Here is a 15,116-nt window from a genome sequence, read left to right on the forward strand (position 1 = left end):
TCGGCGCAGACGAAAACGGCCGGAAGGAAGTCCTTCCGGCCGTTGCATCAACGCCCGGGGCGCCTCAGCGCTTGTTGAGGCTGTCGCGGATCTCGCGCAGCAACAGCACTTCCTCGGACGGCTCGGCCGGTGCCGCCGGGGCCTCTTCCTTCTTGCGCGAGAGCCTGTTGACCACCTTGACCAGCATGAAGATGGCGAAGGCGACGATGATGAACTGGATCAGGGTGTTGATGAAATCACCGTAGCCGATCACCACCGCCGGGATCTCCTTGCCGTCGGCACCGATCTTGGCGGGGGCCAGGGTCCAGGCCAGCGCCGAGAAGTCGACGTTGCCGATCAGCCAGCCGATCGGCGGCATGATCACCTTGTCCACCAGCGAGGTGACGATCTTGCCGAACGCGCCGCCGATCACGACACCGACCGCCAGGTCGATGACGTTGCCGCGCATGGCGAATTCCTTGAACTCGCTAATCATTCCCATGAAGTTCTCCTGTTCGTACGGATGGGGGAGCTGGCGCAGCCTACTCCATCGGATGTCGTCAGGCGATCACACCCTGGCAGCGGGCGATGTCACCCAGCCGTGCATCGAAGCGGTCGCCCTTGTGCAGTGCGGCCACGCCGGCCGGCGTGCCCATGAACACCAGGTCGCCGGCACGCAGTGCGTACAGCTTGGACAGCTCGTGCAGGATCTCCGGGACGTTCCAGATCATCTGGTCCAGGGTGGATTGCTGGCGCACCTGGCCGTTGATCTCCAGCGACAGGCGCACCGCTTCCAGCGGGCCCACCTGGTCGGCCGGCACCAGCGTGCTGACCGGCGCCGAATGATCGAACCCCTTGGCGATGTCCCAGGGCCCGCCCTTGGCCTTGGCCGCGGCCTGCAGGTCACGACGGGTCAGGTCCAGGCCCACGCCATAGGCGGCCACCAGCGACAGTGCGGCGTCGACCGGCAGCACGCCGGCCGGTGCATCCCTGCCCAGCGCCACGACCAGCTCCACCTCGTGGTGCAGGTCGGCGGTGGCGGGCGGATAGGGCACTTCGGCATCGCCGGTGACGATGGCATCGGCCGGCTTCATGAAGAACATCGGCTGCCCGCGGTCGCTCGGTGCAGCGGGCGTGGCCCCCATCTCGCGCGCATGGTCGGCGAAGTTGCGGCCCACGCAATAGATGCGGCGTACCGGGAACGTACTGCCGCCGGCCACAGGTACACGGGGCAGGGTCGGGGTGGGGATCAGGTCGGTCATGGTTCGCGTCCAGGTGAAACGACGCGAAAGTCTAGCGGAGTTGTGCCCGGCCAAGTGCTGCAGCGGGGCCGGGAACTCAGGCGCCGGTGCTGTGCGGCAGTGCGGCCTTGCGCACCACGCGGTATTCGGCGTCGACCACCGACGGGTCAGCCTTGCCGGCGTTGCGGCGCTTGCGTGCTGCCAACAGCTTCCAGGCGATCCCGCCGAGGATCATCGCGGCACCGACAAACACGCCGGCCACGACCAGCACCGCCAGGATGGCCAGGCCTAGCAGGCCGAGTGCAATCCGTACGAGCGGGTTGCGCGGCTTGCGCGGCTCGAACAGGTTGCGGAGCTTGGAGAACTGGACGTAACGGATGCGCATGAAAGGGGTGTGACCGTTTGGCTGCCGGCGAGTATCGGCGGCGATGCGGGGTAATGCGTGAAGTTGTCGTTAATTCTTGCCTGAATATGTCATCCGGACAATGGTTCCGGTCAGCTTGGTCATGGTCTGGATGGCTGCGTGCGACAATCGCGGTTCGAATCGCGCCGGTGTTCCAGATGTCTTCCGTATCCTCGCCCGAAACTGAATTGGCAAAACTCAATGACCTGCCCGATGGTGGTTTCCACGCGGTGACCGCCACCCTGCAAGGGGATGCCGAAACCCTGGTGCTGTACCGCGATGGCGCGCAGGTGCGTGCCTGGTTGAACGTCTGTCCGCATGCCGGTCGCGCGCTGGACTGGGCGCCGGGGCAGTTCCTCAAGAGCCGCGAGGGACACCTGGTGTGCGCCGTGCACGGTGCTTCGTTCGAACTGGAAGGCGGCATCTGCGTGGCCGGCCCGTGCAAGGGCGATTCGCTGCGCGCGGTACCCGTTGAAGTGCGTGACGGACGGGTGCTGTTGGCCGGTGCGTAGAAGCGGTGTAAGTCGCCAGGTCCGTCGGCGCTTGTCACACACGTATTGAATTGCTGGCCCGCAGGCAGGAATGCAAGTTCCGCATCGTGATTGACGATGGCACGTGCTGCGCCAGCCGCGCTCCTACGGACGGAGCCATCGGTTGCTTCGCCGCCAGGAGCGCCTGGACGGCCGCGCGTCGCTTCAGAACATCAGGTTGATCATCACCACCACGATGATCGTGTAGAGCAGCGACAGCGGGCCGCCGACGCGCCACATCTCGCGCGGGGTGTACTTGGCCGGGCCCATCGCCATCGAGATCACCGGGTTGGAGGCGGTCATCAGGTTGTTGGACGCCGACAACGCCACGATCAGCGCGAACGCGGTGGGGTTGCCGCCGGCTGCCAGCGCCAGGTTGACCGCGATGGGCACCATGACGATGGTGGCGCCGACGTGGCTGATCACCAGCGAGAACGCGGTGGTCAGCAGGGCCAGTGCCAGTTCCAGCGCCCAGACCGGGATGCCGGTGGGCAGCTTGTCGATGGTGTGGCCGGCGATCCAGGCCGCCGCGCCGCTGCTGTCCATCGCCCAGCCCAGCGGGATCAGCCCGGCCATCATGAAGATGGTCTTCCAGTTGATCGCCGCGTAGGCCTCGTCCATGCGCAACACGCCGGTCAGCAGCATGCCGGCCACGCCCATGAGCAGGGTCAACGCCACCGGCAGGTGCGAGGTCAGCGCGATGATGATGGTGATGGCGAAGATCGCCATGGCGATCTTGAACTTGTGCGGACGCTGCTCGCCCTTGGGGTAGTCGGTGACCACCACGAAGTCACGGCTGCCCGCGGCGGTGGCGAGGTCCTGCCAGATGCTGTGGAAGACCAGCATGTCACCGGCGCGCAACGGCGTGTTGCGCACGTCCTCGCGGATGACCTGCTTGTCGCGGTTGATCGCCAGCAGGCTGATGCCACGCTCCTTGCGCAGGCGCAGCTCGCCGGCGGTCTTGCCGATCACCCGCGAGGTCGGTGGCACCACGGCCTCGGAGATGCCGGCGCGCGCCGGGTTGAACAGGTCGCCCAACTGCTTCAGGCGCGAGGACATGCGCAGGAACTGGTTCTGCGCGAAATCCGAGACCTGCTGCCGCGGCCCCATCGCGCCGATCACGCTGCCCACCCAGATGCGCATGTCCGCCGGCGGTGCCAGGCGGGTGTCGTCGCCGGTCTTCAGGGCCAGCAGCAACGGTGCATCGAACAGGTTCTCGGCATCGCTGACGGTCATGCCGACCAGCGGGCTCTCGGCGGTGACCAGCAACTCGAACACGTCGCCCTCGATGCCGTAGGCTTTGGCGAAGTAGCTCTCGGTGCGTGCCGGCGCCTGCGCATCGTCGCCTTCGCTGCCCTCCTCCTCCCGGAGCTTGCGGCTGCCATAGAAGTGGAAATAGGCCAGCGAGGCGATCACCAGCGCCACGCCGATCGGCAGCGGCGCGAACATCCGCAAGGGCTCGATCGTCGCGGTGCCGGAGGGCAGGTTGTTGTTGGCCGACATCAACAGGTCGTTGAGCAGGATCAGCGGCGAGTTGCCGACCATGGTCAGCGCGCCGCCCATCACGATGGCGGCGGATATCGGCAACAGCAGGCGTTTGAGGGTCAGCGTCGTGCGCGATGCCAGCCGCGAGGCCACCGGCAGGTACAACGCCATCACCGAGGGGTTCTGCATGAACGAGGAGTTCAGGCCGGCGGTGGCGGTGGTCAGCAGCAGCAGGCGTTTCTCGACGCCGTGCGAGCGCCGCAGCAGCCAGCCGGCCAGCCGGTTCAACGCGCCGGTGCGGTCCAGCCCGGCGCCGAGGATGGTGGTGGCGATGATGCTCATCACCGCGTTACCGGAGAAACCACCGAAGATTTCTTCCGGTGCGATCAACCCGGTCACGCCGAGCACCACCATCACCACCAGCGCGACCACGTCGGCGCGGATGCGTTCGAACAGGAACATCGCCATCGTGAAGCCGACCAGCCCGAGCACGAGCTTCATGTCGGTCGTCAGCGTCAGCGCGGTATCCATGCGGCGGCGGTTCCTTCAGCAGTCCCGGTCAGGCGCGGTCGTAGAGCAGATCCCAGACGCCATGGCCGAGCTTCTGGCCACGGGTCTCGAAGTGGGTCTGCGGGCGCCAGTCCGGGCGCGGCACGCTGCCGCGGGGGCCGGCTCGGTTGGCCAGGCCTTCGGTGGCGTCGAGCACGTCCCACATCTGCTCGGCGTAGTCGGCCCAGTCGGTGGCACAGTGCAGCAGGCCACCCGGGCGCAGCTTGCGCACCAGCAGCGCGGCGAAGGCCGGCTGCACGAGGCGGCGCTTGTTGTGGCGCTTCTTGTGCCACGGGTCCGGGAAGTAGATGCGGATTTCGTCCAGCGCGCCGTCGGCGATTTCCTTCTCCAGCACTTCCACCGCGTCGTGGTGGTAGAGCTTGACGTGGTCGGCGCCATCGTCGGCCAGTGCGTTGAGCAGGCGGCCCACGCCGGGGGCGTGCACCTCGATGCCGATGTAGTCCTTGGACGGGTCGAACTGCGCGGCGTAACGCAGCGCGGCACCGTTGCCGAAACCGATTTCCAGCACCTTGGGCGCGACACGGCCGAAGGTGGCGTCCAGATCACGCGGTTCGCCGTTGAAGTCGATGCCGAAACGCGGCCAGCGCTCGTCGAACGCGCGCTGCTGGGCCGGGGTGAAGCGGCCCTGGCGCAGCACGAAGCTGCGTACTTCGCGGCGGCCTTCGGTCACGGTGAAGGGCTTGGGCGGTGCCTTGGAGCCCGCGCTGTCAAAGGGGTTGGTCATCAGGCGATCAACCCTTCCACCGGCGAGGAAGCGCTGGCATAACGCTTGCGCGGAATACGGCCGGCCAGGAAGGCCTCGCGACCGGCTTCCACGGCCTTGCGCATGGCACTGGCCATCAGCACCGGGTTGCGGGCGCCGGCGATGGCGGTGTTCATCAACACGCCGTCACAGCCCAGCTCCATCGCGATGGCGGCATCGGAGGCGGTGCCGACGCCGGCGTCGACGATGATCGGCACCTTGGCGTTCTCGATGATCTCGATCAGGTTGTACTTGTTCTGGATGCCCAGGCCCGAACCGATCGGCGCGGCCAGCGGCATCACCGCGGCGCAGCCGATCTCCTCCAGGCGCTTGGCCAGGATCGGGTCGTCGGAGGTGTAGACCATGACGTCGAAGCCGTCCTTGACCAGTTGCTCGGCCGCCTTGAGGGTGGCCATCACGTCCGGGTACAGGGTCTTCTGGTCGCCCAGTACTTCCAGCTTGGTCAGGTTGTGGCCGTCGAGCAGCTCACGCGCCAAGCGGCAGGTGCGCACCGCGTCCTCGGCGGTGTAGCAGCCGGCGGTGTTGGGCAGGATGGCGTAGCGGTCCGGCGGCAGCACGTCGAGCAGGTTGGGCTCGCCGGGGTTCTGGCCGATGTTGGTGCGGCGGATGGCCACGGTGACGATCTGGGCGCCAGCGGCTTCGGTGGCCAGGCGGGTTTCTTCCAGATCCTTGAACTTGCCGGTGCCGGTCAGCAGCCGGGAGGAGTACGTCTTGCCGGCGATGACCAGCGAATCGGAGGGAGCATTTGCGTTCATTGCCGAATTATCACCCATCAGCCCCGGCAGGAGCGGCCTTGGCCGCGAAACCGCTGATGGCCGGGCCTCGCGGAGTGCTGCATGCGGAACCGTGGTCGTCGGCTTCGCGGCCGAGGCCGCTCCTGGCCGTGGGCGGCTGGCTCAACCACCACCCAGTGCGTGAACGATCTCGACCAGGTCGCCGTCCTGCACGAGGTGCTCGCCATGCCGGCTGCGCGGCACGATCTGGCCGTTGACCTCGACGGCGACCCGGCGCTCGGCCAGGCCTTCATCGGCCAGCAGTTCGAGCACGGTGAGGGGGTGGGAAAGGGGGCGGGCCTGGCCATTGAGCTGGATGTTCATGCGGCCATTTTCGCCAGAGCCGTCGCAAAAGCCCAGCCGCATGCGGCAGCGCAGCGTGAGACTGTTACGAGGGAATGAAAAACTAACAACGTGCGGCAGCGTATGCGCCGCTTACCCCCAGTACGGAGCATTCCATGAACCTCTTCTCCCGCCCGCTGCGCTCGGCCATCGCCGTCGCCATTGCCTTGGCCGCTGCACCGGCCATGGCGCAGTCCCCGTTCTCCAAGACGGTGTTCTTCGGTGACAGCCTGACCGACACCGGCAATTTCCGGCCGGTGCTGGTGCAACTGGATCCGAGTGCGGCGGTCGTCGGCCGCTTCACCACCAACCCGGGCTGGGTCTGGTCGGATTACGTGGCAGACCACTTCGGCACCGATGCCAGCCCCAACGGCAATGGCCAGACCGGCGACAACTACGCCATCGGTGGCGCGCGCGTCGGCGTGGACAGCAGCGTCACCCTGGCCCCGGGTACGCCGGCACTGCCGGTGGCCTCGCTCAAGAGCCAGATGACCCGTTACCTGGCCGCCAACGGTGGCAAGGCCGATCCGAACGCCCTGTACAGCGTGTGGGGCGGTGCCAATGACCTGTTCGCCGTCCAGGATGCCCCGGCCCAGGCGCAGGCCATCATCGGCGCCGCCGTCGCTGACGAAGTCGGCATCGTCGGCACGCTCAAGGCCGCCGGCGCACAGTACGTGATGGTGATGAACCTGCCGGACATCGGCCTCACCCCGGCCTCCCGCGCGGGCGGTCCGGTCGGCATGGCACAGGGCACCGCGCTGGCCAAGGCCTACAACGATGCCCTGTTCGGTGGGCTCAAGCAGGCCGGCCTGCAGGTGATCCCGGTGGATACCTTCAGCATCCTGCAGGAAATCGTCGCCGACCCGGGCACCTACGGGTTCACCAACGTCTCGGGCATGGCCTGCACGTCCGTCTCGTCGCTGACCTGCAGCCCGCTGACCACGGTCGCCCCGAACGCGGCCAACACCTACGTGTTCGCCGACGGCGTGCATCCGAGCACCGCCGCCCACCAGATCATGGGCCAGTACGCCATCTCGGTGATCGAAGCCCCGCGCCTGCAGCAGGTGCTGACCCACTCGGCGCAGACCACCGGTCGTGCCCGTGCCGACCAGGTCGGCACGCACCTGGCCGGTCGCCCGGCCGATGGCCTGAGCTGGTGGGGCAACCTGCGTGGCGACATGCAGCGGTATGCACACGCCGACCTGTACGACGGCATGGCACCGGCCGGCCTGTTCGGCGTCGACTGGGCCCGCGACGGCGTCGTCCTCGGCGGCTTCGCCGGCTTTGGCCGGATGGACGCCGATTTCGGCAACAGCAAGGGCGACTTCACCCAGGACGACACCACGCTGGGCCTGTTCGCCGGCTGGTACGGCGACAAGGTCTGGGTGAACGGCCAGCTCAGCTACAGCTGGTTGGGCTACGACGTGACCCGCAAGGTCCAGCTCGGCCCGGCCACCCGTGAGCACAAGGGCTCGCCGGACGGCAGCAACCTGACGGCGGCGGTCAACGCCGGCTATGACTTCGGCCAGGAAGGCGGCTTCCGTCATGGCCCGGTCGCGGCGGTGATCTGGCAGAAGGTCAAGCTCGACGGTTACACCGAAAGCAACGCCAGCGCCACCGCGCTGGGCTATGGCGACCAGGACGCCGACTCGACCGTCGGCCGCATCGGCTGGCAGGCGCGTTACGACGGCGGCAACTTCCGCCCGTACGTGCAGGCTACCTACGACCACGAGTTCGAGAAGGGCAAGCAGGCCAGCGCGTGGCTGCAGACGATGGCCGACGTGGGCACCTACAAGGTGCCGGGGCTGGCGTTTGATCGTGATTACGCCACCGTCGTGCTGGGTGCCCGGGTCAACCTGTGGGGCCTGAACAGCAACATCGGCATGAGCACCACCACGCTGCAGAAGTCGGCACGTGACATGACCGTGTTCGCCAGCTTCAGCGGCAGCTTCTGATCCACGGATGCCGTGAATGGAAGGCGGTGCCGCCCCGGCGGCACCGCCTTTGTTTTGCCAGCCGGCCTGCCCGTGTCGCATTGACCGTTGCGCTGCGAGGGCAGGGGCGCATAGACTTGCCACGCCGCGCGGGTGTAGCTCAATGGTAGAGCAGAAGCTTCCCAAGCTTACGACGAGGGTTCGATTCCCTTCACCCGCTCCATTTTCCAGGCGCCGCAATGGGCCTGAGGCATCACGCAAGGGCGGGTGGGAAGTGCCACGCCTTCCATGCAGGCCCTGCGATGAAACTGGCCATCCTCTCCCGCAACACCAAACTCTATTCGACCCGTCGACTGGTCGAGGCTGCGCGTGCGCGTGGGCACACCGTCCGCATCCTTGACCCGCTGCGCTGCTACATGCGCATCACCGCCGGCGGCTTCGACATGCATTACAAGGGCAAGCCCCTGTCAGGCTTCGATGCGGTGATCCCGCGCATCGGTGCCTCCATCACCCGCTATGGCACGGCGGTGCTGCGCCAGTTCGAGATGATGGGGGCACGCACCCCGAACCCGTCCGACGCCATCCTGCGCGCGCGTGACAAGCTGCGCGCGCACCAGCTGCTGGCCGCCAAGGGCATCGACATGCCGGTGACGGTGTTCGGCGACAACCCGGACGACACCGACGACCTGCTGTCGATGCTGGGGCCGCCGCCGCACGTGGTGAAGCTCAGCGAGGGCACCCAGGGCCGCGGCGTGATCCTCACCGAGAAGCTCAGCGCCTCCAAGGGCACGGTCGAGGCCCTGCGCGGGCTGTATGCCAACTTCCTGATGCAGGAGTTCATCGCCGAAGCGCAGGGCGCGGACCTGCGCTGCCTGGTGGTTGGCGACCAGGTCGTGGCGACCATGCGCCGCCAGGCCCAGGAGGGCGACTTCCGCTCCAACCTGCACGCCGGTGGCACCGCCGAGCAGGTGCAGGCCAGCAAGGCCGAGCAGCAGGTGGCGGTGCGCTCGGCCAGGGCGCTGGGGCTCGGCATCGCGGGCGTGGACCTGATCCGCTCCAGGCGCGGGCCGCTGGTGCTGGAGGTCAATTCGACCCCCGGGCTGGAGGGCATCGAGTCGGTTTCCGGCGGTGATGTCGCCGGGCGGATGATCGATTACGTCGCAAATCTCAAGCGCTGACGGGCACCTGCAATTTGTTTGCATGGTTTTAACAACCCTTTAATCCGCTTGGTTCTAGCCTGCTTCCACTGTACCCAGCCCTCCTCAGTGGGTCCGGTGATCGGGAATTTTTCAGGCCCTGGCGGTTTTCGCCAGGGCCTTGTTTTTATTGGAAATAGTTTCTGTTGTTGTAAGCCTGAGGCAGGGTTAAAGTTGCGTCTTCTATGGAGAGAAATGGCATGGCCCGCACATTGTTGCTGCTGGCGTTGTTGATGGCCCCGGGCGCGCTGTTGGCCAAGCAGGCGGAGCTCCCGCTACGGGCCAGTGATTCATTCCAGAACCAACAGCAGAAGGTGCGAGCCGATCTCCAGGCAGGCGAGGTCTATAGCGAGATATCCCCGGCAGATCGGGCGCTCGTTGTCGAGGCGCTTGATCGCATGTCGGCTGCGATCGGTGACGGCAACGCCGAGGGGCTGTCGCAAGAGAAGCGGGTGCAGGTATTCAACGATCAGGCGCTGGTCAACAGCTTTCTGACCAGGCGCGTGCAGATAGCCGCCTTGTCTGCGGTCGTGAGAAAGCCATTGGGTGAACATGTCTTCGTCACAGTGCGCGACCGTGGCCCAGCGCGAACGCATGCGGCGGGATGCGCAGCGTCATATGGATGCCACGCTTGGGGGGAGAAACGCCCGGGCCGGCAACTGACCCTCGGCGCACCGGGCCGGGAAACCTTGGCGCGTGTTTGGCCAGATGTAAGAAGTTAACGATGGCTATGCTGTAATTCCTGACAGGCGGGCTTTGGACTCGCTTGTACTTTCCAAGACATAAGGTGCCCGCACACGTGCGCATTCTCGTAATCGAAGATAACAGCGACATCGCGGCGAATCTGGGTGACTACCTGGAAGATCGCGGTCATACGGTGGATTTCGCGGCCGATGGCGTCACCGGCCTGCATCTGGCCGTGGTGCATGATTTCGACGCGATCGTGCTCGATCTCAACCTGCCGGGCATGGACGGCATCGAGGTCTGCCGCAAGCTGCGCAACGACGCGCGCAAGCAGACGCCGGTGCTGATGCTGACCGCACGCGATTCGCTGGACAACAAGCTGGCCGGGTTCGACTCCGGTGCCGATGACTACCTGATCAAGCCGTTCGCGCTGCAGGAAGTCGAGGTCCGCCTCAACGCCTTGTCGCGGCGTGGCAAGGGCGCGCACACGCGCGTGCTGGAAGTGGGCGACCTGGAGTACAACCTGGACACGCTGGAAGTGCGCCGCCAGGGCAAGCTGCTGCAGCTCAACCCCACCGCGTTGAAGATCCTGCAGGCATTGATGGAAGCCTCGCCGGCCGTGGTCACCCGCCAGGAGCTGGAAACCCGGGTGTGGGGCGAGGAGTTGCCGGATTCGGATTCCCTGCGCGTGCATATCCACGGGCTGCGCGCGGTGGTGGACAAGCCGTTCGCCGCACCGATGATCCAGACCCGCCATGGCATTGGATACCGCATCGCCGTTGCCGATGTCTGAGGACGTTGCGCCTGGGCCGACACGCAAGCGGGGGCGTTATCGCCGCCGCCTGCGTAGCCGCATCATCCTTTCATTCGTGCTGTTGGGCTTTTGCCTGACCGCGCTGTTCGCGGCTGCGGCTTGGAACCTGCGTTCCAGGGTAGAGAATCAGCTGATCGAGCGAACACTCCAGCGCGAGGTCAACAATCTGGTCTCCCAGGTTGAAACCAATCCAGGAGAAGCGGTGTTCTTCCTGATGTTCGATGCGCGGACATGGAGCCCGAGCAACGCGTACAAGGTTGATCCGCTCTACCGTGACTTGGCTGATGGTGTTCACGACATCCGGCAGCAAGCGCCTGACGGTAGCTGGCACGTGTACAAGGTCGCGATCCGTAAAGGCGTGGATCCGAAAGGGACGCCGTTTACCAGTCTGATCCGCTATGACGTTACGGACGCAGCGGAGGCAGCGAGCAAACTGTTGCGGCTGTTGATCGTCACTGTCGTGCTGTTCACCGTGCTCAGTCTGGTGCTTGGGTGGTGGTCTGCCTCGCGCGTCATGCGCCCGGTGTCGGATCTGGCAGCTCGCCTGCGTGCCTACCGGGGGGACAACAAGCATCCCGAGCCGTTGGCGCCACGCTTCCCGGACGACGAGGTCGGCCAGTTGGCCGAGGCCCTGGATGATTATTCGGCGCGATTGACCGAAGTGGTCCAGCGCGACCGTGAGTTCAATGCCGACGTCAGCCATGAGTTGCGTACCCCGTTGGCGGTCATCCGCGGTGCAACCGAGTTGCTGCTCGCGCGCCCGGGGCTTGATGAAAAGGTGCTGCAACGCCTGCAGCGCATCCAGCGGGCCGAACAGCAATGCACCGACCTGATCGGTTCGCTGTTGCTGCTGTCACGCAACGAGCGTGGCCATGGCAACAGCAATGTGGCCAAGGTGGCCGAGCAGTTGTTGGATGCGCATCGCGCGCAGCTGGGTGGCAAACCGCTGGTGCTGGCACTGGAAGGGGAGCGTGGGTTGGTGGTTGATGCGCCGGAATCGGCACTGTCGGTCGCGCTGGGCAACCTGATCGGCAACGCCGTGAAGTACACCCAGGAGGGGCAGGTGCTGGTACGGGTGGTGGCTGATGCGGTGGAGGTGATCGATTCCGGGCCGGGGTTGAGCGAGGAGGACGCGGCGAGCCTGTTCCAGCGCGGTTATCGTGGCACCCATGCCGGTCATTCGCAGGGTGGGGGCATCGGCCTGTCGATCGTCAGTCGCCTGTGCGCGTTGTACGGTTGGCGGGTGGATATCCGTCCGGGTAGCGAGCGCGGCGTGATCGCCACGTTGCGTTTCTCCGCCGCCTGATCAGGCACGGGTTGGCCGTTAGCGTTTGCTGGCCAGCTCGCGGTAGCGCTGGTCCAGCGCCTCGACCTGCGCCTGCAGCGCATCGGGATGCCCATCATTGACGATGACGTCATCGGCCAGCGCCAGGCGCTGTTCGCGCGTGGCCTGTGCCTGGATCATGCGATCCGCCAGTTCGGCGTTGATGTTGTCACGTCGCAACAGGCGCGCATGCTGGAGCGCGACGGGGGTGTCCACGACGAGGATGCGGTCCAGCCACGGATAGGCGGCACGGCCTCCGACCTCCGTCAGCAACGGGATGGCGGCAATCACATAGGGCCCCGGTGCGGCGAAGCAGATGTCCATCATGCGCCGGCGGATGGCGGGGTGGGTGATGGCCTCGAGCGCACGCCGCTTATCGTCGTTGGCAAACACACGCTGGCGGAGCAGGGCGCGGTCCAGGGTGCCGTCGGCCTGGACGATATCGACGCCGAAACGTTCGACGATCCGTGCCAGGGCGGGGCTGCCGGGGGCCACGACGTCGCGCGCGGCCACGTCGGCATCGGCGACGACGATGCCCAGTGCTTCGAAGCGCCGGCTGACCTCGCTCTTGCCCGAGGCAATCCCGCCGGTGAGGCCAATGGTGAAATCGCTCATTGCAGACGGGCTCGGTTGAGCGGGGTGGCCTCGCGGCCTCGTCCCCGCATCCGCATGGACAGTGGTCTTACTGCTGCAGGCCGGACAGCCGCAGGTAACCGCCAATCATCTGGTCGCCCCACATGAAGACCAGCCAGCCGGCGATGGCCAGGTAGGGGCCAAACGGAATCGGCGTGGCCTTGTCACGGCCCTTGGAGTACAGCCAGATCGAACCGATGATGGCGCCCACCAGCGAGGACAGTAGGATGATCGGCAGGATGCCCTTCACGCCGCACCAGGCGCCCAGCGCCGCCAACAGCTTGAAGTCGCCGTGGCCCATGCCTTCCTTGCCGGTGAGCTGCTTGAACAGCCACCACACCGTCCAGAGTGACAGGTAACCCACCGCGGCACCGATCAGCGCGGGCTTGGCGGGCATGTACAGGTTGTCCATGCTGCCGATCAGGCCGAGCCACATCAGTGGCAGGGTGAGCTGGTCCGGAAGCAGTTGCGTGCGCAGGTCGATGCCGGACAGTGCCACCAGGAAGCAGCTCAGCACGATCGCGCCGAAGCCCTGCCAGCCGAAGCCGAACTGCCAGACGCTGGCCAGCACCAACAGCGCCGTGACCAGCTCCACCAGCGGATACTGCAGCGAAATGGGGGCCTGGCAGTGGCGGCACTTGCCGCGCTGGATCAGCCAGCTGAACAGCGGGATGTTCTCGTACCAGCTCAGCTTGTGCTTGCAATGCGGGCAGTGCGACGGCTCGACCACGATTCCCGGCGGCGGCGGCTCGTAGATGTCCGGCTGCTCGAGGATCTCGCGCGCGTCGCGCCGCCACTGCCACTCCAGCCGCTTGGGCAGGCGCAGGATCACCACATTGAGGAAGCTGCCGATCAGCAGTCCCAGGCCGACCGCGGCGGGGTAGCCGAGGCCGGGATGCTGGTCGAGAAATGCCATCGCTTAAACCACGGACGCCAGTTTGAAGATAGGAAGGTACATGCCGATGACCATGCCGCCGACGATGGTGCCGATGAAAACCATGATCATCGGCTCGATCAGGCTGCTGAGGGCATCGACGGCGTTGTTGACTTCCTGCTCGTAGTACTCGGCGACCTTGAACAGCATGGCATCCAAGGCACCGGCTTCCTCGCCGATGGCGGTCATCTGCACCACCATGTGCGGGAACAGGTTCACCTGTTTCATGGCCATGTTGACCGGATAGCCCACGGCGACGTCATCGCGCATGCGCAGCACGGCCTTCTCATAGACCGAGTTGCCTGTCGCGCCGGCGACGATCCCCAGCGCCTCCACCAGCGGCACACCTGCCTTGAAGGTCACGCCGGTCGTGCGGGCGAAGCGGGCGATCGAGCTGTTGTGCATGATCTGGCCAATGACCGGCACCTTGAGTGTCAGCCTGTCCATTGCGTGCTGCATGCCCAGCGAGCGCTTGTAGGCAAAGATGAAGCCGATGATGGAGCCTGCGGCCACGAGCAGCATCAACCACCACCACGCCACCATGAACCGCGACAGCCCGACGATCATCTGGGTGAAGGCAGGGAGTTCGGCGCCGAAGCCCTTGAACACATCCTCGAACTGCGGGACCACCCACACCAGCAGGATGGAGCTCACCAGCAGGGCGACGGCCACGACCATGGCGGGATAGAACAGGGCCTTCTTGATCTTGCCCTTGAGTGCTTCGATGTTCTCTTTGTAGTTGGCGATGGTGTCCAGCACGGTTTCCAGTACGCCGGCACCTTCGCCTGCCTTGACCAGGTTGCGGTACAGCTCGTCAAACTGAACGGGGTGCTTGCTGATGGCTTCATACAGCGAGGAGCCGCCCTCGATGTCGGCACGGACCTGGCCGACCATGTTCTTCATGCGCGGGTTCTTCTGTCCCTCGCCGATGATCTCCAGGGCGCTGACGATGGGAACGCCGGACTTCATCATGGTCGCCATCTGGCGGCTGAAGAACGCGATGTCCTTGGCGGTGATCTTGGAGCCTGCCGCACCGAACAAGGGCTTCGGCTTGGGTTTGACCACGGTGGGCGTGATGCCCTGGCGGCGCAGCTCGGCACGCAGGATGTTGACGTTCTTGGCCGTCTGCTCACCTTTCATCTTGACGCCGCGCTTGTCGGTGCCCTCCCAGACGAAGGGCATCAACTGCGAGGTGCTGCGGGCGATCGGCTCGTTCTTTAACGCGCTTCGAGTAGCGGACATCGGTTTGGGCTCCCCGCCCGGACCATCCCCAGGCCGGGCTAACAGCCGCATGGTAGCGGCTTCTTGGCGCGCTGGCACCCTATGGGAATCGATGTTGTGACGGCCAGTCGTTGATGGCGGGTCTGGAAGTGACAAATTTTGTCACTTTGGGCATTGATTGGCAGATGTGGCAGGGAGGGGCTTCCATTCCTGGAATCAAATGCCATCATTGCCGGCGGGGAGTTGGGGAGTGCCGTGGAGTTGGCACGCAACCTGCTTTGTATTACCCC

Annotated in this window: 16 protein-coding genes and 1 tRNA gene; 6 read left to right on the plus strand and 11 right to left on the minus strand. The window is 65.7% G+C overall.

Annotated elements, in window-relative coordinates; translation table 11 throughout:
* Positions 1 to 64: 64 nt before the first annotated feature.
* From mscL to VA603_RS13900, 3 genes are all read right to left on the minus strand, one after another.
* A complete protein-coding gene (gene mscL, locus VA603_RS13890) occupies positions 65 to 481 on the minus strand; it encodes a large-conductance mechanosensitive channel protein MscL (RefSeq protein WP_132865404.1) in 417 nt (138 codons plus the stop codon).
* Positions 482 to 539: 58 nt separating this feature from the next.
* Complete coding sequence (locus VA603_RS13895; protein ID WP_323439201.1) at positions 540 to 1,241, minus strand: fumarylacetoacetate hydrolase family protein; 702 nt, start codon at positions 1,239 to 1,241, stop codon at positions 540 to 542.
* A gap of 76 nt (positions 1,242 to 1,317) precedes the next feature.
* Positions 1,318 to 1,605, minus strand: a complete 288-nt coding sequence (locus VA603_RS13900; protein ID WP_132865402.1) for a hypothetical protein — start codon at positions 1,603 to 1,605, stop codon at positions 1,318 to 1,320.
* Between the two features lie 176 nt (positions 1,606 to 1,781).
* On the opposite strand from VA603_RS13900, the gene VA603_RS13905 reads away from it, so the two are divergent.
* Positions 1,782 to 2,135 (plus strand): Rieske (2Fe-2S) protein, encoded by a 354-nt coding sequence (locus VA603_RS13905; protein WP_132865401.1) that lies wholly within the window; start codon positions 1,782 to 1,784, stop codon positions 2,133 to 2,135.
* Between the two features lie 183 nt (positions 2,136 to 2,318).
* On the opposite strand, the gene VA603_RS13910 is transcribed toward VA603_RS13905, so the two are convergent.
* The 4 genes from VA603_RS13910 to thiS form a co-directional block, all read right to left on the minus strand.
* Positions 2,319 to 4,169 (minus strand): SLC13 family permease, encoded by a 1,851-nt coding sequence (locus VA603_RS13910; RefSeq protein WP_313251922.1) that lies wholly within the window; start codon positions 4,167 to 4,169, stop codon positions 2,319 to 2,321.
* Positions 4,170 to 4,197: 28 nt separating this feature from the next.
* Complete coding sequence (gene trmB, locus VA603_RS13915) at positions 4,198 to 4,932, minus strand: tRNA (guanosine(46)-N7)-methyltransferase TrmB (protein WP_132865399.1); 735 nt, start codon at positions 4,930 to 4,932, stop codon at positions 4,198 to 4,200.
* On the minus strand, positions 4,932 to 5,726 hold the full coding sequence (locus VA603_RS13920) for a thiazole synthase (RefSeq protein ID WP_132865398.1): 795 nt from the start codon (positions 5,724 to 5,726) through the stop codon (positions 4,932 to 4,934). The genes trmB and VA603_RS13920 overlap by 1 nt, the downstream gene beginning before the upstream one ends.
* 141 nt (positions 5,727 to 5,867) lie before the next feature.
* Entirely contained in the window at positions 5,868 to 6,068 is a 201-nt protein-coding gene (gene thiS, locus VA603_RS13925; RefSeq protein WP_192287470.1) for a sulfur carrier protein ThiS, read from the minus strand.
* 167 nt (positions 6,069 to 6,235) lie between these two features.
* On the opposite strand from thiS, the gene VA603_RS13930 reads away from it, so the two are divergent.
* The 3 genes from VA603_RS13930 (at position 6,236) to rimK (ending at position 9,198) form a co-directional block, all read left to right on the plus strand.
* Positions 6,236 to 8,041: an autotransporter outer membrane beta-barrel domain-containing protein gene (locus VA603_RS13930; RefSeq protein ID WP_323439633.1), complete on the plus strand. Its 1,806-nt coding sequence runs from the start codon at positions 6,236 to 6,238 to the stop codon at positions 8,039 to 8,041.
* A 128-nt stretch (positions 8,042 to 8,169) separates the two neighbouring features.
* A tRNA-Gly gene (locus VA603_RS13935) sits at positions 8,170 to 8,243 on the plus strand.
* Positions 8,244 to 8,322: 79 nt separating this feature from the next.
* Positions 8,323 to 9,198: a 30S ribosomal protein S6--L-glutamate ligase gene (rimK, locus tag VA603_RS13940; RefSeq protein ID WP_323439202.1), complete on the plus strand. Its 876-nt coding sequence runs from the start codon at positions 8,323 to 8,325 to the stop codon at positions 9,196 to 9,198.
* Positions 9,199 to 9,506: 308 nt separating this feature from the next.
* Here the strand turns inward: rimK and VA603_RS13945 are convergent, their stop codons facing one another.
* Positions 9,507 to 9,812, minus strand: a complete 306-nt coding sequence (locus VA603_RS13945; protein ID WP_323439203.1) for a hypothetical protein — start codon at positions 9,810 to 9,812, stop codon at positions 9,507 to 9,509.
* Between the two features lie 203 nt (positions 9,813 to 10,015).
* Here VA603_RS13945 and VA603_RS13950 point away from each other — a divergent pair, with 203 nt between their 5' ends.
* Complete coding sequence (locus VA603_RS13950; protein WP_132865393.1) at positions 10,016 to 10,693, plus strand: response regulator transcription factor; 678 nt, start codon at positions 10,016 to 10,018, stop codon at positions 10,691 to 10,693.
* Positions 10,656 to 12,020: a sensor histidine kinase gene (locus tag VA603_RS13955; RefSeq protein WP_425603714.1), complete on the plus strand. Its 1,365-nt coding sequence runs from the start codon at positions 10,656 to 10,658 to the stop codon at positions 12,018 to 12,020. Before VA603_RS13950 ends, VA603_RS13955 begins: the two co-directional genes overlap by 38 nt.
* An 18-nt stretch (positions 12,021 to 12,038) precedes the next feature.
* On the opposite strand, the gene coaE is transcribed toward VA603_RS13955, so the two are convergent.
* The 3 genes from coaE to VA603_RS13970 all read right to left on the minus strand — a co-directional run bounded on the left by coaE (position 12,039) and on the right by VA603_RS13970 (position 14,847).
* Positions 12,039 to 12,653, minus strand: coding sequence for a dephospho-CoA kinase (gene coaE, locus VA603_RS13960; protein ID WP_323439204.1), 615 nt, complete (start codon positions 12,651 to 12,653; stop codon positions 12,039 to 12,041).
* Between the two features lie 67 nt (positions 12,654 to 12,720).
* A complete protein-coding gene (locus tag VA603_RS13965; protein ID WP_323439205.1) occupies positions 12,721 to 13,587 on the minus strand; it encodes a prepilin peptidase in 867 nt (288 codons plus the stop codon).
* A gap of 3 nt (positions 13,588 to 13,590) precedes the next feature.
* Positions 13,591 to 14,847, minus strand: a complete 1,257-nt coding sequence (locus tag VA603_RS13970) for a type II secretion system F family protein (protein WP_323439206.1) — start codon at positions 14,845 to 14,847, stop codon at positions 13,591 to 13,593.
* Between the last annotated feature and the right edge of the window lie 269 nt (positions 14,848 to 15,116).

This window comes from Stenotrophomonas capsici, assembly GCF_034961085.1.
In the GTDB taxonomy this organism is placed as follows: domain Bacteria; phylum Pseudomonadota; class Gammaproteobacteria; order Xanthomonadales; family Xanthomonadaceae; genus Stenotrophomonas; species Stenotrophomonas capsici.